Annotated in this window: 18 protein-coding genes; 12 read left to right on the top strand and 6 right to left on the bottom strand. The window is 36.4% G+C overall.

Annotated elements, in window-relative coordinates:
- The first annotated feature begins 115 nt into the window (after positions 1 to 115).
- Complete coding sequence (glgP, locus tag DRF60_RS16490; protein WP_116013194.1) at positions 116 to 1,771, top strand: alpha-glucan family phosphorylase; 1,656 nt, start codon at positions 116 to 118, stop codon at positions 1,769 to 1,771.
- A gap of 81 nt (positions 1,772 to 1,852) precedes the next feature.
- On the opposite strand, the gene DRF60_RS16495 is transcribed toward glgP, so the two are convergent.
- Positions 1,853 to 2,038: a DUF6496 domain-containing protein gene (locus DRF60_RS16495; protein ID WP_116013196.1), complete on the bottom strand. Its 186-nt coding sequence runs from the start codon at positions 2,036 to 2,038 to the stop codon at positions 1,853 to 1,855.
- Between the two features lie 11 nt (positions 2,039 to 2,049).
- A complete protein-coding gene (locus DRF60_RS16500) occupies positions 2,050 to 2,523 on the bottom strand; it encodes a hypothetical protein (protein ID WP_116013200.1) in 474 nt (157 codons plus the stop codon).
- Between the two features lie 120 nt (positions 2,524 to 2,643).
- Between DRF60_RS16500 and DRF60_RS16505 the strand changes: the two genes are divergently transcribed.
- From DRF60_RS16505 to recG, 7 genes are all read left to right on the top strand, one after another.
- Positions 2,644 to 4,773 (top strand): S9 family peptidase, encoded by a 2,130-nt coding sequence (locus tag DRF60_RS16505; RefSeq protein WP_116013203.1) that lies wholly within the window; start codon positions 2,644 to 2,646, stop codon positions 4,771 to 4,773.
- Positions 4,774 to 4,920: 147 nt separating this feature from the next.
- Positions 4,921 to 6,576: a peptide MFS transporter gene (locus tag DRF60_RS16510; RefSeq protein ID WP_116013205.1), complete on the top strand. Its 1,656-nt coding sequence runs from the start codon at positions 4,921 to 4,923 to the stop codon at positions 6,574 to 6,576.
- A gap of 132 nt (positions 6,577 to 6,708) precedes the next feature.
- A complete protein-coding gene (locus DRF60_RS16515; protein WP_116013208.1) occupies positions 6,709 to 8,463 on the top strand; it encodes a peptide MFS transporter in 1,755 nt (584 codons plus the stop codon).
- A 58-nt stretch (positions 8,464 to 8,521) separates the two neighbouring features.
- Complete coding sequence (locus DRF60_RS16520; RefSeq protein WP_116013210.1) at positions 8,522 to 9,517, top strand: PDDEXK nuclease domain-containing protein; 996 nt, start codon at positions 8,522 to 8,524, stop codon at positions 9,515 to 9,517.
- A 21-nt stretch (positions 9,518 to 9,538) separates the two neighbouring features.
- The gene (locus tag DRF60_RS16525) at positions 9,539 to 11,050 is read left to right on the top strand and encodes a peptide MFS transporter (RefSeq protein WP_116013213.1); all 1,512 of its coding nucleotides are present in this window, start codon (positions 9,539 to 9,541) and stop codon (positions 11,048 to 11,050) included.
- Positions 11,051 to 11,091: 41 nt separating this feature from the next.
- Entirely contained in the window at positions 11,092 to 11,625 is a 534-nt protein-coding gene (locus tag DRF60_RS16530) for a thioredoxin family protein (RefSeq protein WP_116013216.1), read from the top strand.
- Between the two features lie 118 nt (positions 11,626 to 11,743).
- The gene (recG, locus tag DRF60_RS16535; RefSeq protein ID WP_116013219.1) at positions 11,744 to 13,828 is read left to right on the top strand and encodes an ATP-dependent DNA helicase RecG; all 2,085 of its coding nucleotides are present in this window, start codon (positions 11,744 to 11,746) and stop codon (positions 13,826 to 13,828) included.
- 598 nt (positions 13,829 to 14,426) lie between these two features.
- Here the strand turns inward: recG and DRF60_RS16540 are convergent.
- From DRF60_RS16540 to dapA, 4 genes are all read right to left on the bottom strand, one after another.
- Positions 14,427 to 14,873 carry a response regulator gene (locus DRF60_RS16540; protein WP_116013222.1) on the bottom strand — a complete coding sequence of 149 codons (447 nt, stop codon included), beginning with the start codon at positions 14,871 to 14,873 and terminating at the stop codon, positions 14,427 to 14,429.
- The gene (locus tag DRF60_RS16545) at positions 14,866 to 15,447 is read right to left on the bottom strand and encodes a helix-turn-helix domain-containing protein (protein WP_116013225.1); all 582 of its coding nucleotides are present in this window, start codon (positions 15,445 to 15,447) and stop codon (positions 14,866 to 14,868) included. The genes DRF60_RS16540 and DRF60_RS16545 overlap by 8 nt, the downstream gene beginning before the upstream one ends.
- A gap of 294 nt (positions 15,448 to 15,741) precedes the next feature.
- The gene (locus tag DRF60_RS16550) at positions 15,742 to 16,245 is read right to left on the bottom strand and encodes a GNAT family N-acetyltransferase (RefSeq protein ID WP_116013228.1); all 504 of its coding nucleotides are present in this window, start codon (positions 16,243 to 16,245) and stop codon (positions 15,742 to 15,744) included.
- Positions 16,246 to 16,379: 134 nt separating this feature from the next.
- Positions 16,380 to 17,252, bottom strand: coding sequence for a 4-hydroxy-tetrahydrodipicolinate synthase (gene dapA / locus DRF60_RS16555; RefSeq protein WP_116013231.1), 873 nt, complete (start codon positions 17,250 to 17,252; stop codon positions 16,380 to 16,382).
- Positions 17,253 to 17,358: 106 nt separating this feature from the next.
- Between dapA and DRF60_RS16560 the strand changes: the two genes are divergently transcribed.
- From DRF60_RS16560 to recO, 4 genes are read left to right on the top strand one after another with little or no spacing between them, the layout of a single operon-like run.
- Positions 17,359 to 18,117, top strand: a complete 759-nt coding sequence (locus DRF60_RS16560) for a 5'-nucleotidase C-terminal domain-containing protein (RefSeq protein WP_116013234.1) — start codon at positions 17,359 to 17,361, stop codon at positions 18,115 to 18,117.
- A complete protein-coding gene (locus DRF60_RS16565) occupies positions 18,117 to 19,067 on the top strand; it encodes a bifunctional metallophosphatase/5'-nucleotidase (protein WP_116013237.1) in 951 nt (316 codons plus the stop codon). Before DRF60_RS16560 ends, DRF60_RS16565 begins: the two co-directional genes overlap by 1 nt.
- Before the next feature lies 1 nt (position 19,068).
- Complete coding sequence (porZ, locus tag DRF60_RS16570) at positions 19,069 to 21,327, top strand: type IX secretion system anionic LPS delivery protein PorZ (protein WP_185144597.1); 2,259 nt, start codon at positions 19,069 to 19,071, stop codon at positions 21,325 to 21,327.
- Positions 21,327 to 22,013, top strand: coding sequence for a DNA repair protein RecO (recO, locus tag DRF60_RS16575; RefSeq protein WP_116013239.1), 687 nt, complete (start codon positions 21,327 to 21,329; stop codon positions 22,011 to 22,013). Before porZ ends, recO begins: the two co-directional genes overlap by 1 nt.
- Positions 22,014 to 22,185: the final 172 nt, after the last annotated feature.

Genomic DNA, 22,185 nt, shown 5'->3' on the forward strand with positions numbered 1-22,185 from the left:
GTAAGTAAAAAAACTATTCACAGGATACTTTTAAATTAATTTATCAAATAATTAATGTAAAGTTTATTTTCATAATCAATACCTTTAGCGTTCAAATTATAAAACTGTGATTTATATGGATTTTAAAAACTTTAAAATACCTTACAGCATCAATCCACAATATTCTAAAAAAGCCGTCTATTTTTCGATGGAATTTGCCATTGAACAGGTTTTAAAAATATATTCGGGAGGTCTGGGATTCCTTGCAGGATCTCATATGAGAAGCGCGTACAACCTGAAACAGGATCTTATCGGGATCGGAATTCTCTGGAAATTCGGATATTACGATCAGGCCAGAAATCATGACCAGACTCTTCAGCCGGTCTGGACCAGAAAAATGTACAGCTTCCTTGAAGATACCGGAATAAAATTTCAAATTGAGATCCACAGTGCCCCGGTTTGGGTAAAAGTATGGTACCTTGATCCTGAAATTTTCAATACGGCACCTATGTTTTTCCTCTCTACGGATGTTCCGGAAAACGATCATGTTTCCAAAACCATCTGCCACAAATTATACGATGCCAATGAATCTACAAAACTGGCGCAGTATATTTTATTAGGAAAGGGAGGTGCTAAATTACTGGACGAAATGAATGCCGTAAGAGAGGTGTATCATCTGAATGAGGCTCATGGACTTCCCGCCGCATTTTACCTGCTGAAAAAGTACAATGGAGACCTGAACCGGGTAAAAGAAAAACTGGTTTTTACCACCCATACTCCTGAAGAAGCCGGAAACGAAAAGCATAATCTGAAACTCTGCCACGATATGTCCTATTTTTCAGGTTTCAGCATGGAAGAGGTAAAAAGCATCGAAGGAGCAAGCGATGACCGTTTCAATCACTCGTTGTGTGCTCTGAAAATGGCAAGAATGGCGAACGGGGTATCTAAGCTGCATGGTGAGGTTTCCAGAGCTATGTGGAGTAAATACCCTGGAATCTGCGAAATTACTTCCATTACCAATGCACAGGAATTTAAATACTGGGCGGATAAGCCTCTTTATAATGCCAAAGATGAAAACGATGCTACTGTTTTTGATTACCGCAAAAAACATTTAAAGAAAAGACTGTTCACCATTGTTGCAGATCAGACCGGAAATCTATTTGATCCTAACATTTTCACTATTGTCTGGGCAAGAAGATTTGCAGGGTATAAACGTGCAGATTTACTGCTTCATGATAAGGAAAGATTCTACAGGTTATTGAATAATCAAAAATATCCGGTACAGATCATCTGGTCAGGGAAACCTTATCCTATGGATTATTCCGCTATTTCTACTTTTAACACCCTGGTAGAGGAAAGCAAAAATCACAAGAATATGGCTGTCCTTACCGGTTACGAACTTTCTTTAAGTAAATCTCTGAAACAGGGCTCGGATTTGTGGCTCAACAATCCGAGGGTGCCAAGAGAAGCTTCAGGGACCTCAGGAATGACTGCTGCAATGAACGGATCTGTAAATCTTTCTACCGATGACGGGTGGATCCCTGAGTTTGCCCAGCCGGGAGAAAATGCGTTTGTTGTTCCGAAGGCTGATTATTTAAATATGAGTATTTATGAACAGGATACTTATGACCTGAGTAAGCTGTACGAAATTCTTGAAAACGAAATCCTGCCTACTTATTATGACAATCCTAACCAATGGAGAAAAATTCAGTATAATGCTATGAATGATGTACAGGACCGGTTTAACAGTGATAGAATGGCAGATGAATATTACAAGGTGCTTTACCAATAAGTAAAAGATAAAAAACTCCAATCAACTTATTTATAATAAAAATTCCGTGTAAGTATTTTCACGGAATTTTTATTATTGGTATTATTCTTTTTTCTTTTTCGGAACTTTCAAGCCTGTTTCTCTTGCTTCGGAAATACCTATTGCTACGGCTTGTTTCCTACTTGTCACTTTCTTTCCGGAAGAAGACTTAAGTTTTCCCTCCTTGAATTCGTGCATGACTTTTCCTACTTTGTCCTGAGCTTTTTCTGAATATTTGGTTTTGCTCATGATAAAAAATTTTAAGATTTTGGCAGGGATACCCCTAATTCGTAAACTTTGGCGTGCTTCAAATATTTTGAGCGTTCTCTGGAAGTTACCGATTCAAAATGGTCATTCTTGATCACAATAATCGGATCTTCTGCATTTTCAATTTCAAAATTAGCCAGATATCTTTCGTCCGGTGCATCCTGACGTATTTCTGATTTTATCTTCTGTAATTCATCTGCGTATTTCCTAAATCCAGGATCAGATGAATGAATAAATTTATATTCATCACCAGCATATACGTAGTAGTGAAGCTTTTTCTCAATAAGCCCGGCTTCATCTGTAATCTGCGGATTATCATTCCCGTCTTTAAAACTAACTTCTACCAAAGTTCCGCCTTTTTTGCTTGCACAATCTTCCGCATCTTTAAAGCTTGAAAAGCCAGTATAAACAATCTGATCGGCCAAAACATAGCGGTTCAGTTTTTGGTTGTAAGCATTCGTTTCCATAATTATTATTTAATTTGATTGTATAATGGTATATTCAATTTTTTTGCCAAAAGCCGTATTAAAAAAGCTTTTTTATGCATTTAATAAAATTATTATCTTTGAGATCCATTAAAATTAGAAATGAAAAAAATACTCTTAACTCTTACTGTAGCCGTAGCATTTCATAATGTATCGGCACAGGAAATCACTTTAGATAAAATATATTCAGGATATTATCGTGGAAAAGGCATTGCCGGTATAGCATCTATGAAGAACGGAGAAAACTATCTGGTCATTGAACCGACAGGAATTACCAAATATTCTTACAAAACTTCACAAAAAGAAGGTAATATTGTTGATGGTAAATTTGAAAGCTATGAATTTTCTGATGACGAGTCAAAAATTCTTCTTTTAAAAGAAAGTCAGCATATCTACAGACATTCTTTTCTTGGAAAGTTTGAGGTAAAAGATCTGAAATCGGGGAAAACAATCAGCTTAAATGACGGCAAAACAGTTCAGGAACCCAGATTTTCTCCTGATGCCACTAAAGTAGCTTTTATTGCGGAAAATAATTTATTCTATCAGGATCTGAGTTCAGGAAAAATTACTCAAATTACAAATGATGGCAAGAAAAACTCTATTATCAACGGACTTGCAGACTGGGTTTACGAAGAAGAGTTCGGGCATGCAAGACAATATGAATGGACAAAAAATTCAGATGCCATTGTATTTGTAAAATCTGATGAAAGCCAGGTTCCGGAGATTTATATTCCGATTTATGGGAAAAAACTTTATCCGGAGGAAATGCGTTATAAATATCCTAAAGCTGGAGAAAAAAATTCTATAGTTTCTGCGCAGCTTTACCGTCTTGATACCGGGAAAACGATGCCTATCAATTTAAGTTCATTTAAAAACTACTATATCCCGAATGTTATTCAGACAGCAAAGCCTGACGAAATTGTTTTGATTACTTCGGAAAGAATTCAGAATGCTTCAGATGTTTTAAAAGTCAATACTAAAACCGGAGCTGTTCAAAAGCTATTCACAGAAACGGATGATAAATGGATCGATACGGACAGCCCTACCCTTGAATTCCTTGAGGATGATTCTTTCCTTTGGGCTTCTGAAAGAGACGGCAACCGTCATTTGTACTGGTATGACAAGGATGGAAAGCTTAAAAAGCAGATAACAAAGGGAAACTGGGAGGTAACTGGCTACTACGGATTCAATCCAAAATCTAAGGAAATTTATGTTCAGACCACTGAAAAAGGAAGCATTAATAAAGTAGTTTCCAAAGTTAATATTGAAAACGGAAAATCCCAATTGATCTCCAATGCGGAAGGAAATAATTCAGCCAACTTCAGCAAGAACTACAGTTATTTTATTGAAACGTCTTCTACGGCGTCAAAACCTTATACTTATGTTTTAAAAGACGGAAACGGCAAAACAGTAAAAGAGCTTCAGAATAATAATGATCAACTGCAGAAATTAAAGGCTGATAATTTTGTAGACAAAGAATTTATCACGATTCCAAATGATGCAGGCGATCAGATGAATGCATGGATCATGAAACCTAAAAACTTTGATCCCAACAAAAAATACCCACTGTTCATGTTCCAGTATTCCGGCCCGGGATCGCAACAGGTTGCCAATTCATGGGACAATGGAAATGCTTTATGGTTTAATCATCTGGTACAAAAAGGCTATATCGTTGCCTGTGTAGACGGTCGTGGAACGGGTTACAAAGGAGCTAAGTTCAAAAAAGTCACCTACATGAATTTAGGGAAATATGAAATTGAAGATCAGATCACCGCTGCAAAATGGTTCGGAAACCAGTCTTATATTGACAAAACAAGAATCGGTATGTTCGGATGGAGTTTTGGAGGCTATATGACTAGCTTAGCAATGACTAAAGGAGCTGATGTCTTCAAAGCTGGAATTGCTGTAGCACCGGTAACCAACTGGAGGTATTATGATTCCGTATATACAGAAAGATTCATGAGAACCCCTCAGGAAAATCCCGATGGATATGATAAAAATTCTCCCACGGAATACTCCAGCCTGTTAAAAGGTAAATTCTTATTGATTCACGGAACTGCAGATGATAATGTACATTTCCAGAATTCTATGGAATTCTCTGAAGCGTTGATCCAAAACAAAAAACAGTTTGAGTTTATGGCCTATCCGGACAAAAACCATGGAATTTACGGTGGACAGACAAGACCACAGCTGTATCAGAAAATGACGGATTTTATTTTAAATAATCTATAAATTCTTTTTATAATAAAAATTTTAAAAACCTCTTAAATACATTGAGAGGTTTTTTTATATTATTTCATTAATGATTTCTATAGCATATTATTTATTTTATCAATTGAAATTAAAAACTTATTTTTGAGAAATTTGAAAATTGATTATATGAAGACTAAACATCCTAAAGGCCTGCCTTTCCTCTTTTTCACAGAAATGTGGGAACGTTTCGGATATTATCTGATTCTTGGAATCTTTGTTCTTTATGTCATTGAGCCTACCGGAATGAAAGGAGGACTTGGACTTCCGGATAAAACCGCTGATGATATTTTCGGAACTTATATAGCTTTAACTTATCTTACCCCTTTCCTTGGAGGATTTTTGGCTGACAGGGTTTTAGGTTATATCAAATCCATCTATTTAGGAGGAATCCTGATGGCCGCCGGATATATAGGAATGGGAGTTTTCAAAGAGCTTCCTCTTTTTTACGGTTCTCTGGCGTTAATTATCATTGGAAACGGTTTCTTCAAACCTACCATTTCCACCCTCTTGGGGAACCTTTATTCTGAGGAACCTTATAAAGCCAATAAAGATTCCGGATATAATATTTTCTATATGGGGATCAATATCGGGGCATTTATCTGTAATATTATTGCGGCTTTCATGCGTAATAAATTCGGTTGGGGTGAAGCTTTCATCACTGCAGGTGTAGGAATGCTTATCGGCCTTGTGATCTTTAGCATCGGAAGAAAACACTATATCCATGCTGCACAGATGAAGCCTGTAGAGGAAGGTGATACCAAACTTTCTGAAATTTTAATTAAGGTTTTTGTTCCTGCAATTGCTGTTGGAGCTATTGGATGGTTTATTCCCGGAAATATCTTCGGAAGTGACAGTACAGATGCCTTCATTTTTGCCTGTGTTCCTGTTATTTATTTTTATGCCTCGCTTTACTTCAAAGCTAAACCAGAGGAGAAACCATCAATCGGGGCTCTGCTTTCAGTATTTCTGATCAGCATGTTTTTCTGGGCTGTTTTCAAGCAGAATGGTACGGCTTTAACAAGATGGGCGAACTATTATACGGACAGAAGCGTTCCCGCCTCACTGGAAAAGCCTCTTGAGAATATTTATATGGTGGAGGGGAAAAGCTACGAAGATAAAGAGGTACCTGTTTATGATAACCAGTTCCAGTCTCAGAAGGATAAGGATGGAAAAGCCATTAAAGAAACCGGAAAGGATATCTATTTTAGAAATATCTCTCCTGAACAGCGTGCTGCTCTGGAAAGAAATACGGAATCCAAAGTCTATTTATACAATACGGAATTATTCCAGTCTATCAATCCATTCTGGGTAATTGCTTTAACGCCTGTCATTGTAGGATTCTGGGCTTTATTAAGAAGAAAAGGAAAAGAACCTCTTACGCCTACAAAAATTGTTTTAGGTTTATTTATTTCAGGATTGTCATGCCTGGTAATGGTTCTTGCCGTTATGGCTGGAGACAATGGTGCCGAAAAAGTTTCACCTTTGTGGCTGGTAGCAGGATATGGAGTGATCACCATCGGAGAGCTCTGCCTTTCTCCCATGGGTCTTTCTTTCGTTTCCAAACTTTCACCGGCAAGAATTACGGCTTTAATGATGGGAGGTTTCTTCTTAGCAAACTCAGTTGGCAATAAGCTTTCTGGGATTCTCGCAAGTACATGGTACAGCTACGACAACAAGATGAATTACTTCCTCGTTAACTTTGCTTTATTAATATTTGCGACACTTTTAGGACTTTCCATGTTAAAAAGACTGAACAAGATCATGAGGGAAAAAGGACACTAATCCTTATTTATCATAAAGAATACCAAGCTGCAGAATCGTTCTGCAGCTTTTTTATTTAAATATAAAATTAAAACCTTGCCAAAAACTCAAAAAAAACTATATTTGTCAGTCTTAACAAAAATTAACAATAGAATGGATAATATTGAAGCATTAAGTCCGAAACCGGATGAATTTGTAGAGAATAAGAATTCAAGGCATCCAAAAGGATTGTGGGTTCTTTTCGGAACAGAAATGTGGGAGCGTTTCAACTTTTATGGGATGAGAGCCCTTTTAACGCTCTTCATGGTAAATTCCTTATTAATAAAAGAAGCTGATGCGGCAATCATCTACGGTGGATTTTTAGCTTTATGTTATTTAACTCCTCTTTTGGGAGGATTTATTGCAGATAAATATATCGGAAATAGAAATGCCATCTTAATTGGTGGATCTTTAATGGCTATCGGCCAGTTCCTGCTTTTTATCAGCGCCTCTACTTTCTCTGCCGATCTGGGCAGTTCCAAAATGGTGATGTGGCTGGCATTATTCGTTATCATTTTCGGTAATGGATTCTTCAAGCCGAATATTTCCTCAATGGTGGGAAGCCTTTATCCTAAACAGGAGAAATCCAAACTTGACTCTGCTTTTACCATTTTCTATATGGGGATCAACATCGGGGCATTCCTTGGACAGTTCATCTGCCCATATTTGGGAGATGTGAAAGATGCAGCCACAGGAGTAAGAGATATCTTTGCTTTTAAATGGGGATTCTTAGCCGCTTCAATTGCAATGGTCATTGGAACCGTAACATTCTTTATTCTTAAAAATAAATATGTGGTAAATCCGGAAGGAAGACCTATCGGTGGATTGCCAAAGAACAATACAAGTGAAGACTTTGAAGAAGGTGAAACTCAGACCGCAAAATTCTCAGGAACAGCTTTAGGTATTACCGGGTTTTTATTTGTTGCCTTATTCTTCGCCTTCAGATACCTGCTGGTAGGAGAATTTGGATTTAAAGCCGTAGAAATGGGTCAGCTGATCAAAGGAATTATTTATCCTTTCATCTATGCAGCCGGGATTTCCCTTGCTTTCCTGATTATGAGTTCTGCAGAAAACAAGATTGAAAGACAGAGAATCTGGGTAATTTATATTGTATCCTTCTTTATTATTTTCTTCTGGGCAGCTTTCGAGCAGGCAGGATCTTCACTAACGTTTATTGCAGATAACCAGACAGACAGAAACATTTTCGGATGGAATATGCCTCCTTCAATGGTTCAGATTTTCAATGGTATTTTCGTAGTTCTTTTGGCAGTTCCATTCAGTTTAACTTGGGATAAATTAAGAACAAAAGGAAGAGAGCCAGTTTCTCCGTTCAAACAAGCAATGGGATTAGCATTGATTGCTCTTTCTTACTTCATTATTGCACACAATGTAAAAGATCTTGGAAATTCAGGATTATTGGCAATCAAATGGTTAATGCTTCTTTATTTCATCCAGACTTGTGGTGAGCTTTGCTTATCTCCAATCGGTCTTTCATTGGTAGGAAAACTAGCTCCAAAAAGATTTGCATCATTATTATATGGAGTATTCTTTATTTCCAATGCTGCAGGGTATGCATTGGCAGGTTCATTGGGAGCTCTTATCCCTGCTACAGGTGATAAATTCACAAAAGCACAGGAAATAGGCGTAAACCTTCAGGACGTTTTAGATAAAAAAGTAACGTTGACTGCTGAACAGACGGCAGCATTTGAGAAAGCTCAGTTACCATTGCACAATCCTACATTTGCAGGATTTGAGATCCACAACCTATTCGAATTCTTTATGGTATTCGTAGTACTTTGTGGTATCGCAGCTGTTATTTTAGGGCTGATCTCTCCAATCTTAAAGAAAATGATGCACGGTGTAAAATAACCGCATCAATAAAATACAACAAAACCTCTGCAAAGTCAGAGGTTTTTTTTATTTTCGTATGATGGAAATTTCCGAAGATTCTTTATTTCAATCCGTAAAGGAAATTATTAAGCAGTCGCGCGAAAAAGTGTTTCGGATCGCGAATTCTACTTTACTGCTCACTTACTGGCAGATCGGAAAACTGATCGTAGAAGATGAACAGCAGGGAAAAGAACGTGCCGAATATGGAAAAAAAACCTTAAAAAATCTTTCTAAAAAACTTTCTCTGGAGTTTGGAAAGGGCTTTGATTACACTAACCTTTCCAATATGCGCAAATTTTACACAGCCTTCCCAATTGTTGACACATTGTCTCTACAATTGAGCTGGTCTCATTACAGATTACTTTTTGGACAGGATGATAAATCAAAAAGAAGCTATTATCTTAATGAAGCTGTACAAAATAACTGGAACGTACGGGATTTGAAAAGACAGATCAATTCACTTGCCTACGAAAGAGTTCTGGAACATAAAAAATCCCCTTCAGAAAATATCCACAGTGTTTTAAAAGACCCTTACATTTTTGAATTCTTAGGTTTTACACCGGATCAAAAATTTTCTGAAAAAGAAATTGAAACTGCCATCATTGATCATATTCAGAAGTTTCTTCTGGAATTCGGGAAAGGATTTGCTTTTGTAGCAAGACAACAGCATATTTCTACAGATACATCCGATTTTTATATCGACCTTGTCTTTTACAATTATATTCTGAAATGCTTTGTCATTATTGACCTTAAAACCGGAGAACTCTCCCATCAGGACATCGGACAGATTGATATGTATGTACGAATGTATGATGATCTGAAACGCGGAGAAGGTGATAATCCGACGATAGGAATTTTACTGTGTTCTGAAAAAGACGAAACCATTGTAAAATATTCCGTTCTGAATGACAAAAACAATCTCTTTGCGAGCAAATACCTCCTCTACCTTCCAAAAGAAGAAGAATTAAAAGAAATCATAGACCAGGACAGAATCCGTTTTGAACTGGACCAAAACAACAATAAACAACCCTAATTAAAACAATCATATACAATTATGAGCTTAACTCTAGATGAAATACAAAATTTCAAAGGAAAATACCCCAGACAAATCTGGAGCCTTTTTTTCTCTGAAATGTGGGAACGTTTCTGTTTCTACGGAATGCGCGGAATGCTGGTTTTCTTTATGATCTCACAGCTTAATTTCCATGAAAAAGAAGCTAACCTCCAATATGGCGCTACTCAGGCATTTGTGTATGCCTTTACTTTTGTGGGCGGTCTTTTTGCAGATAAAATCCTCGGATTCAGGAAATCTCTCTTTTGGGGCGGGCTACTGATGATCGTTGGAAGCTTGATTCTGGCAACTGATCCACACAAATTCTTTTTCTTAGGAATTGCATTCACTGTGGTAGGAACAGGTTTCTTCAAACCGAATATTTCATCTATGGTTGGACAGCTTTACAAACCTAATGATTCAAGAGCAGATGCAGGTTTTTCTCTTTTTTATGCAGGAATCAACCTGGGTGCTTTATTGGGTGGTTATTTATGCATCGCTATCGGTAAAGGAGAAATTCTAAGCGGTATTATTTCAGAAGCCATGAGATGGAACGTCGCTTTCGGTCTGGCCTCCGTGGTAATGGTAATAAGCCTTATCAATTTCATTTTTACTCAGAAAAGAATGGGAACAATAGGTCTTCAGCCAGGGCATCCTTTGGCAGAAGTAAAAGCTGCTCCAATCCCAAAATGGAAAGAATATGGAGTGTACGTTTTATCTCTTATTTTCGTCCCAATTATCATGAAGATGGTGGCTAAAACGGAGTATACGGATTATTTTATGTGGACCATCGGGCCTTTGACACTGATCTACCTATTCTATGAAATGTCTAAAGTAACTGCTTCAGAGCGCAAAAAACTTTGGGCCGCATTAGTTTTCATTATTTTCTCGATTCTATTCTGGGGAATTTATGAGCAGAGTGGCGGTTCGTTAAGTATTTTTGCGGCTAAAAATCTGAATAAAGACCTTCTTGGATTAGATCCGAACGGTGTTAATAATTCAGGGGGAGCCTTTTTTATTATTTTCCTTGCGCCGCTTATCGGGCTTCTATGGATATGGCTGAATAAAAGAAAAATCGAACCCAATACCATCGTTAAATTTGGTTTAGGATTTATTTTCCTAGGAATCGGGTATTACGTTTTATTTGCAACAAGACTTTTTGCAGACCTCCAGGGAATAACATCGCTGAATTTTTTCACGTTGGCATTATTGATTATCACTCTCGGGGAACTGTGCCTGTCACCTATAGGATTGTCTATTATGACCAAGCTTTCCACTAAAAACCTTCAGGGAGTGATGATGGGAATGTGGTTCCTGGCCTCTGCTTACGGACAGTATGTTGCCGGTATTATCGGTGCAGGACTTGCCACAGCAAAAGAGGGTTCTACCAACTATGATGCTTTGGTCACTTATACTGATGGATATAAACAATTGGGATTATATGCAGTAATTGCCGGTGTGGTATTAATTTTGATATCTCCGTTCGTGAAGAAATTAATGCAGGATGTAAAATAAAGTAAGCGAGATTATGCTTATTTTTACGTAAATATCAAATTATGAAAAAAATTATAAGCATAATACTTTTATTTTTAGTAAATTTTAGCTTTGCACAGATAAAATGGATGACTATTGAAGAAGCTTTAAAAGCCCAAAAGGAAAATCCTAAAAAAATCCTGGTCGATTTTTATGCAGACTGGTGCGGACCCTGCAAAATCATGGATAAAAAAACATACGGCCACAACATTATCGCCCAAATCTTGAATGAGAACTACTATCCTGTAAAATTTAATGCTGAAGAAAAACAGTCTATTGATGCTTTCGGAAGGACATTTTCCAATGATAATACTGCCCATAAAAAAGGAAGAAACTCTTTACACGAATTTACTCAATATATGAATGTTGGTGCTGTTCCAAGTACTGTATTCCTGGATGAGAAAGGTGGCCCTATCACAATTCTTCAGGGAGAACTATCAGCCAAAGAACTGGAGCCTTATTTAGAATTAATATCAAAAGATCTTTTCAAAAAGATCCGTACCAGGGAACAGTGGGAAGATTATCAGAAAAAGTTCAAATCTAAAATCAAAGATTAAAACCATACAGCGACTTTCAGAAATTGGAAGTCGTTTTTTTGATCTTAGCAGCTAATATTTTCAATAAAAAAATTTTAATCTTAGCCCTATTTTACCGAAATTAGGGCTCATTTTTAAAATGAATTTAGAAACCTCCATAGAATATGTAAAAGGCATAGGTCCTGACAGAGCCAAACTCATCAAAAATGTGTTAGGACTTTCAACCGTTGATGATCTTTTGAACTTCTACCCTATCCGCTATCTGGATAAAAGTAAAGTATTTAAAATTTCTCAGCTGGAGGAAAGCAGTATTGAGGCACAGCTTAAAGGAAGAATCACACAGGTACAGGAAATCCAGACCGGAAAGGTAAAAAGACTTTCTGCCAAATTCAATGATGATACCGGAACAATGGATCTGGTATGGTTTCAGTATTCAAAATGGCTGAAAGAACAGATTCCGATCAACCGTGAAGTTTATATTTTCGGAAAAATAAATGTTTTTAACCGTCAGTTTTCCATGCCTCACCCTGAAATTGAAGCCGAGGAAAATAAGGAAAACGACACCCGCCTGAAACCTATTTATCCAAGTTCCGAAAAGCTGACTAAAAGAGGTTTGAATCAAAGGTTTTTTCAGGTTGTCTTAAGGAATATCTGCAAGGAAATCCCTAACCTTATTGAAGAAAACCTCCCTGATTATATGATGAAAGCATTCAAGTTTTTATCAAGGCAGCATACTTTTTTAAATATTCATTTTCCAAAAGATATGAAGCATTTTGAAAAAGCTGATAACAGACTAAAATTTGAAGAGTCATTCTTTTTTCAGTTAGGTTATGCCCTTAAAAAGATTCATCATAAAAACCACTCACCGGGAAATCCATTTCCAATTGTGGGTGATCATTTTAATAATTTTTACAATCATCATATTCCTTTTGACCTTACCAATGCCCAGAAAAGGGTTTTAAAGGAAATCCGTCTGGATATGAAGAGGCCTATTCAGATGAACAGGCTTTTGCAGGGAGATGTAGGGTCCGGAAAAACGATGGTTGCCTTACTTACTATGTTAATTGCTATGGACAATGGTTTTCAGAGCTGTATGATGGCTCCTACCGAAATACTGGCACAACAGCATTACAATGGCATCAAAGATCTTTTGGAAGCTACGGATATCAATGTCCGCCTTCTGACGGGTTCCACCAAAGCTTCAGAAAGAAAGATCATCCACGAAGAGCTGGAAAACGGAACATTATCTATATTGGTAGGAACGCACGCTGTTCTGGAAGATAAAGTTAAATTTAAAAACCTTGGACTGGCCATCATTGATGAGCAGCATAGGTTTGGTGTGGCACAAAGGGCAAAATTATGGGCTAAAAATAAAATACCTCCACATATTCTGGTAATGACTGCAACTCCTATTCCAAGGACCTTGGCGATGAGCTTTTATTCTGATCTGGATGTTTCTGTTATCGATGAAATGCCGGTGGGAAGAAAACCGATCATTACCGCCCACAGACGTGAAAAAGACAGAACGTATGTGTATAATTTCTGCAGAGACGAGATTAAAAAAGGAAGACAGGTCTATTTTGTGTATCCGCTGATTGAAGAATCAGAAACTTTAGATTATAAAAACCTGATGGAAGGGCTCGATCATGTAATGAATGCATTTTCTGATTACAATGTCACCATGCTTCACGGAAAAATGAAACCTGCCGAAAAAGATGCTGCCATGAATTATTTCGCCTCAGGAAAAGCTGAAATTATGGTAGCCACCACTGTGATCGAAGTGGGCGTGAATGTTCCGAATGCTTCTGTAATGGTGATAGAAAGCTCTGAAAGATTCGGGCTTTCTCAGCTTCACCAACTCCGGGGACGTGTTGGAAGGGGAGCAGAACAAAGCTACTGTATTCTTATGACTTCTGATAAATTATCAAAGGAAAGCAGAACCCGTATCAAGACGATGACGGAGACCAATGACGGCTTCAAGATTTCTGAGGTAGATATGCAGCTCAGGGGTCCCGGAGATATTCTTGGGACACAGCAGAGCGGTGTTGTAGATTTTAAAAGACTGGATCTTGTGAATGATTCTGCAATTATTAAAACAACCAAAAATACGGTAGATAAAATCTTAGAAGCAGATCCACACCTGATGAGATCAGACAATCTGATCATCAGAAATTACTATTTGAAGCACTACAAGGGAAAAAATAAATGGAGTAAGATTTCATAAAAAAACCGCGAAAAAGAAAATCTTTCCGCGGCCCCCTTATAAAACTGTTATTTAGAAGAAATTACTTTTGGTCTGTTTAAAAAATTTATTTTAATAGCAAGAACTAATATCTTATGATTTGGTATGAAAATATTTATATGTATTTAAATTCTCAGCCCTTGCTATTAAAACAAATTAAAAAAACAAAATGAATTATTTTTCCAACTTGCTTATTATAAAAACTAACTGTTTCAGGTTGAAGGAGTGGAAATGAAACGAATAAATACCCTTCAACTCTCTTAAGTTTTCATGATTGTACCGTTTTGTTTAAAGATCTTCTATGCTTTATAGCTGGAAATAAACATAATTCATTTTGTTAAAACTAACATTGTGATTTATATCTTTTTTCTAAATGAAATAATCTATTCTCTACCATTCATTGCTTTTTATATAGCTAATTTGTGTTGCAATGTTTACATTTACAAAATTGATGATATTGTGTGGATTTCTTATTATATTATTTTAATTATTAATTATACAATTTTCACTTCTATGTGAATATTATGTATTAAATATTATCTTTTTAATAAAAAATATAAGTGTTTAAATCCTTTATTTATCACACCTTCATAATAAAATTATCTTTGTTCAATCCTGAAGAATGATATTGCCAGTTTATGGTAATAACTTCTGTAAGTGATTTTTTCAGGCCATCGTAAGTCTCAGGCTTCCTCATGAAAATATTGGCTCCGTTAATGAAAATCTCTTCTATTTCACTTTCAGGAATCTGGCCGCCATACACTGTAATTACAATGTTACTGAATCTGGAATCTATTTTAATTTCTTTCACACATTCCATGCAGTTTTTTCCTGGAATATCGAGCTTAATGAAAACTATTTCCGGAATTATTGCAGCACTGTTCTTCAAATATGCCATAAGATCATTACCGCCAGAGAAACACTGGGATTTTACTCCTACCTTTAAATCTTTGAAAATATTTTTAAAGAATACAATGTTACTCTCGTCATTATCTACTGTTATTACATTCAGATATTCTTTATTCATACAGCACTTTTGAATTTATACTAATGCTTTGGTTTTTTCTTCTTTTTGTAATGGTTTTATGAAATTGCGAAGGTGTGATGCCGGTTGTATTTTTGAACTGGGTGCTCAAATGGGCTACACTGGAATAATTCAGTTTATGGGCAATTTCTGTCAGGCTTTGCTTATTATTCAGAATCAGTTCCTTGGCATACTCTATTTTCTGAAGAATAATAAAGTTTTCTATAGAGGTATGGGCAACCTCAGAAAAAAGATTGGAAAGATATCCATAACTGTGGTTCAGTTTTTCAGCAATATAAATAGATGCTTTAACGGGAACAGCATTTTCGGAGAAAACAAGCTCTACAATCACATCTTTTATTTTCTGTACTAAAGCCGTCTTCTGGCTTTCAATAATCTCTATGCCGTAATCTTTAAGATTCTTCTTAAAAAGATTATGCTGCTCCTGGGTAATGGGCTCATAGAACTCCACTTCCCCAAAGTTCAGCAGGCGGTATTTCAGCCCGTGCTCCTTTAGCTTTTCATCCAACACTTTCTTACAGAGAGCGTTGAAATCAAATTTTACATACATTTTCATCCTGGTATAAGTGTGTCAAATTTCGAAGTAAATATAATAATTTATTTCATTTAAAAGTGAAATAAATTATAAATTTTAAACATAATATATAAAAAAGAAAAAACTCCTGCATATTGAATACAGGAATTTAAACACTAAGGATGAAAAAAATATACTGATAAAAAGCTGCGACAGCTCAAAACCAAGCATATGAATGTATTATTGAAAGTGATTTGGTTCTGATACAAAGATGGAATAAAAATAAACATCACTTGTTATAGAATTAAAATTAAATGTTATAGAATTTTAAGTCAATTATTTGTGAATTAAGAATTCCATGAGGTAATCATCCATTACATAACCGCCACCGATATCAAAAATTCCTTCATCATAAACCTTATATCCTTGGGATTCATAGAAATTCCGGGCGGCATTATGTTTATTGACATTCAGAATAATTCTCTGATCTCCGTTCTCAGACACTTTGTTGTTTAAAAACTGAAGCGCTTTTTTACCAAAACCCTTTCCTTTACTTTCAGGAACCAAATAAATCCTGTGAAGTTTTGTAGTTCTTACTTCATAATGATGCTGGTACCCGATAAAGCCCTCGTAAGAGTCATTACTTTCATCCTGAATCAGGTAATAGTGATAATCCGGATTCTGTAAATGACTTTTGATCTCAGCTTCAGAGTACATCTCTGAAAGCATATATTCCATTTGCTCATCCATCAGGATTTCTGCATAAGCATTTTTCCAAGATCTTCTCGCCAGATCCTGAATAAGAGGAATGTCTTTTCCTGTTGCTGCAATTAATTTCATAATTTTCTGATTAAAAAAAGTGAAAAGCCGGAACTCTTCACCTTTGGTATTTTTGATGTCAATGGTGAATGGTCAACAGTTACTTTTAAAATTGACGATTCACTTGCGAAGCAAAATTCACAATTGACTGCTTATTAAATTTTCGCCATTTCAGCTTTAATTTTCGCGTAAAGTCCTTCCGAAGCAGGAACTAAAGGAAGTCTTAAATGATTTTTAATGATTCCTTTTTCTGTAAGGATTACTTTGATTCCACAAGGGTTTCCTTCTGCAAAAATCAGTCTTGTGATCTCAACCAGTTTATTGTGAATTTCGTAGGCCTCTTTTACTTTTCCTTCAAAAGCCAGTTGAACCATTGTAGAAAATTCTTTCGGATACCCCTGCCCTATTACAGAGATCACTCCGTTTCCACCTGCTAAGGTTACAGGAAGCGTATATTCATCATCTCCGGAAACCAATGAAAATCCTTCAGGTTTCTTTCTCAAAATATCAAAATACTGAAGAATATTTGGTGCCGCTTCTTTGATCATGAATAGATTTGGGAATTCGTTGGCCAGACGAATAGTGGTATCTGCCTCAACATTCTGTCCTGTTCTTGACGGAACATTGTAAATAATAATATTCTTACCGGTAGATGCCAACATTTTATAATGCTGGTAAAGGCCTTCCTGATTAGGTTTATTATAGTATGGAGATACAGAAAGTACTGCATCAAATGCGGAAAGATCTGCCTCTTCTATCTGTTTCTTTACTTCAAGAGTATTATTTCCGCCAATTCCCAAAACCAGGGGAAGACGTTTATTATTAACTTTAATGATATGTTCAGTCACCTGTTTCTTCTCCTCTTTAGAAAGCGTTGCAGCTTCTGCTGTAGTTCCCAAAACAACTAAATAATTGGTTCCGTTTTCGATATTATACTCAACAAGTTTTGTTAAGCTATCGAAATCAACGGATAAATCTTCATTAAAGGGTGTTACCAAAGCAACACCTACTCCTTTTAAAATGCTCATCTGTTAGAATTATTTTTTTCAAATTTAATAATTTACGATAAGAATTTGTAATAAATAATAATGTTTTATTATACATATAATTATATTTGCATATACTAAAAGATATATGAAAAATAAATTCTTGTTACTAGGAATTGCTCTGGCTACACTCACTGCGTGCAAAACAGCTTCTACGCTGCAGTTGGCGCAAGTTCAGCCTCAGAAAAATATTTCTATTAATAATGAGCTAAAGAATGATGAGGAGTTTGTAAAAGTTATTGAACCTTATAAGCAGAAACTGGACAAAGAGATGAACCAAAAGATCTCCCACACCAGTGTAGACCTTACAAAGCAGGGTGATAACAGCAATCTGGGTAATCTTTTGGCCGACTATACCTTTGAAGGTGCCGATGCATGGACGAAAAAGAATCTTAATAAAAACGTTGATGCCGCTCTGATCAATATCGGAGGAATACGTACTACAATTGGTAAAGGTGATATTCTTCTGAAAAGTGTTTTTGAAGTAATGCCTTTCGAAAATGAAGTGATCATTGTAAAAATGAAAGGATCAGATCTTCAGGGACTTTTTGATTATTATGCAAAAACTCAGGTCAACAATCCTGTTTCTCACTTATATATTGAAACCAATAACGGACAGCTTACTAAATATCAGATCAATGGAAAACCAGTAAATCCTGACCAAAATTATTACATCGCTACTTCAGATTATCTGGCTCTTGGCGGAGACAATATGAAGTTCTTTTCCAAAGGGGAATCTATTTCTACAGGGATCAGGTTAAGGGATCTTTTCATTGAATATTTCAGAAAATCTTCTGAAGTGATTCCAAATACAGATGTTCGTTTAAATTTTATCGGTAAGAAATAATGGATAGAAAAAGTTTTTTAAAAGTTATAGGTAGCGGATCTTTAGCAGCAGCTTTAGCTCCCAATATGATGATGGCAGAAGAATTGAAATTCAATCCTTTTCAATCTGAAAATAAACTCACCATCCTTCATACCAATGACCAGCACAGCAGAATAGAACCTTTCGATGCAAGCTATACGAAGAATCCCAATCAGGGTGGATTTGCAAGAAGGGCAAGCCTGATACAGCAGATCAGAAATCAGGAAAGCAATGTTTTACTTCTTGATTCAGGTGATATTTTTCAGGGAACTCCGTATTTCAATTTCTTCGGAGGTGAATTGGAGTTTAAACTAATGTCGATGATGAAGTATGATGCTTCAACAATGGGAAATCATGATTTTGATAATAGCCTGGACGGTTTCCTGAAAGTTCTTCCTAATGCAAAATTTCCATTCATCTGTTCAAACTATGATTTTAAAAACACAGTTCTGGATGGAAAGACGTCACAGTATAAGATTTTTAACAAAAACGGAATAAAAGTTGGAATTTTCGGAGTAGGTATTCAGCTGGATGGCCTTGTAGGAAAGAAACAGTATGGTGAAACCATATACTCAGATCCTGTAGATGTAGCCCAGCATTATTCCAATTTCCTAAAAAACGAACAAAAATGTGATCTTGTGATCTGCCTTTCTCATATCGGCTATGATTATAAAGATGAACCTAATAAAATAAGCGACAAAATACTGGCTGCCAACACAGAAAACATCGATATCATTCTAGGCGGACATACCCATACTTTTTTACCTGAACCGCAGACGTTTACCAACAGACAGGGTAAAAATGTTCTGGTGAATCAGGTAGGATGGGCAGGTCTTCTTCTTGGCAGAATAGATTTTTACTTTGATGCAAATAAAAACGTAAAGCATATTTCCTGGAACAACCAGACAATAGACAGCAGCATAACCGTATAATATGAAAAAACTCTCTTTAATCTCTCTAGGTATTTTAGCCTCCCTGCAATTTGTGAATGCGCAGGTGATTTCATCTAAAAAATGGACGGATCTTTTTTCCTACAACAATGTTCTTGCCATGAAGGAAGACAACGGAAAGATAATTGCCGCTACTGAAAACGGGATATTCTACTATACCATTTCAACCGGAGAGATTACAAAGCTGTCAAAAGCCAACGGTCTCCATGACATTAATATATCCGCCTTCGACTATAACCCACAGACTAAAATAGGTGTAATAGGATATGCAAACGGTTCTATGGACGTTATTACTCCACAGGAGATCAAATATATTGTGGATATTCCTATCGCAACAGGGTATAACGGAAGCAAAAGGATCAATCATATTTCCATTACAGGAGATCAGGCTGTAGTGTCTGTAGGCTATGGAGTTTCTATATTTAACATTAACAAAAAAGAATTCGGAGATTCGGCATTCTTTGTAAACGGTGGTGTATATGAAGCCAGCAACGAAGCAACCCTATTTGGGAACAAGGTATATTCTGTAACAAATACCGGACTTAAAAGCCATGAAATGAATACTACATTTCCTGTATTTTCAACATGGACAACGGAAATTCCCGGATCATTCAAACATATTGATGCTGAATCATCACTTATCTTTTCGTCTGCAACATCAGCATATATATACAATAGCGGTACCGGCACTCCATTACCGGTAAGTTTTTCAAATATTCAGGACATAGTTATCAATTCCAGTAATATTGTAGTTACAGATAACAGAATATATACCTTCGGATTAAACGGATTATCTTTAAATGCCGCAAGCATGGGAGAAGACTGTAATACAGCTATCACAGCCGGCGGAAAAATATATGCAGGAACAATCTTATCCGGAATAAAGGAAGAAAGTGGAACTACCTATAAGCCATCAGGTCCATATTCAAACTCTTCATACAAGATCAATTTGTATGACAATAATCAAATGCTGGTATCGTCCGGATCCAGAGTGAACAGATATAACCAGCCCGGAGAAAATCCGAAAAAGCCTGGTTTTTATTATTTTAACGGATCTGAGTGGCTTCGATCTACTTTTTTCTCAACTACTACTGCTCCGATAAATGTACTGGATGCAATATTCAATCCGGCAGATAACAGTGAGGTATTTTTCACTAACTATACAACCACTGCGCAAGGGGTCTATAAAATGAAATACAATGCCAGCAGTAAAGATTTTGATTTTATAAAATATTATAGTTTGGGAAATCCAGCTCCATCTTATAATCGCCCTGCAGGCTTCGCATTTGATAATCAGAATAATCTTTTTGTTACTGTAGGGTTCAATAATGGATCACCATCTGTTGGTATTTATGACAAAGCAGCAGATGACTTTATCATGAAAAAATTCGGGTTAACCAGTGACGGTATCCAAAAACCAATCTATTACGAAAATATGTTGTGGATCCCACTTCCAAGATCCAACAATTTCATTGCATACGACTATAAAAACCCGACCAATCTTTCTGACGATACGGACTATATTTTAAAAGATTCCAATGGGTTCGCAGGAAACTCAAAAGGAACCTTATCTGTAGCTTTTAGTAAATCGGGAGACGCCTGGATCGGTACCGACAGCGGCTTAAGAATATTACCTAATGCTGCTGCAGAAATAAAAAACCCTGACCCTGAAGTAGAACCTATCATTATAGAACAGGGAGGACTTGGGGAAGAACTTTTCAGAGACGGACAGATACTTCAGATAGAAGTAGATGCCGGAGACTATAAATGGATTTCTGTAGATGGTGGCGGTGTATATTACCTTTCTTCCGACGGACAGCAAACTATAAAACATTTCACAAAAGAAAATTCCCCTCTTCCTACCAATTCCGTGACCGATATAAAGGTAGACAGAAAAACAGGGAAAGTATATTTTGTAACCTTTAATGGTATTGTAGCTTATCAGGGAGATGTAGCGGATGTAACTTCCAACTTCGGGAATGTAGTGGTGTATCCTAACCCTATAGTATATTCAAACTTTAAAGGAAAAGTCACTATTAAAGGGCTTGCAGAAAAAACGAATATCAGAATTGCTGATGCAGCAGGAAACGTAATACATTCTGCAGTAGCAAGAGGAGGTTATTACGAATGGGATCTTAATAATCAAAAAGGGAACAGGGTAGCTTCAGGTATTTATTTTGTACTGATGACCAATGAAGACGGTTCGGATAAAGCTACTGCAAAAATAGCTGTGGTTAATTAATGAATTCACAAAACGGATTTTTATTATCATTCATAAAATACGGCGAAAATGATGCAGTTCTGCATTGTTTTACAGAAGAGGAAGGTTTTCAGACCTATTTCGTAAAAGGAATTTATTCCAAAAGAAATAAAAAGAAAGCTCTGCTTCAGCCTTTGAATATGCTCAGCTTTACCATTAATCCAGCAAGAGGTAATGAAATCCCTTCAGTTTCAAGATTTGAGCTGGTAAAGAACCACGATATGTATATGGATATCAAAGCCAATACAGTTATATTCTTCATCTCAGACTTCCTGAACCAGGTTTTAAGGCATGAAAATAAAAATCCGAATCTCTTTTTCAGTATTGATGAATTTGTCAATGAGCTGGCAGTCAAAAACTATCAGTGTCATCTGCTTTTTTTAATTACAATATTAAAAATCCAGGGCGTTGCTCCATTGATCAATGACGGGCAATATTTAGATCCCGAGACAGGAACATTCTCTGTAAGTCAGTCCCACCATTTGTTTACCAAAGAAATATCAGCCATCTGGAAAACAGCCATCCGCTCAGAAAATCTCTATGCAACAAAGATACATCACTCATTAAGAAAAGATTTTCTGGACAGTCTTCTCGTTTACTACCATTATCATATTACTGATTTTAAGATCCCCACATCGCTGGAGGTTATTCAGCAGATCTTTGAATAATCTGAGGATAAGGAAGTATGAGGGTGGAAGAGAGAATTTATTGAGGTCATAGAAACAACTCCCACTCGGTTTTCACTGTTCTTTTAAAACCCTCTTAATCAAATTTCACGATAACTGCAAAAAATTATAAGCCTTAAAGGGAATTTCCTAACTATTCCAGCTCCCAAGCATT

The sequence above is a fragment of the Chryseobacterium elymi genome (genome assembly GCF_003385495.1).
Classification (GTDB): Bacteria; Bacteroidota; Bacteroidia; order Flavobacteriales; family Weeksellaceae; genus Chryseobacterium; species Chryseobacterium elymi.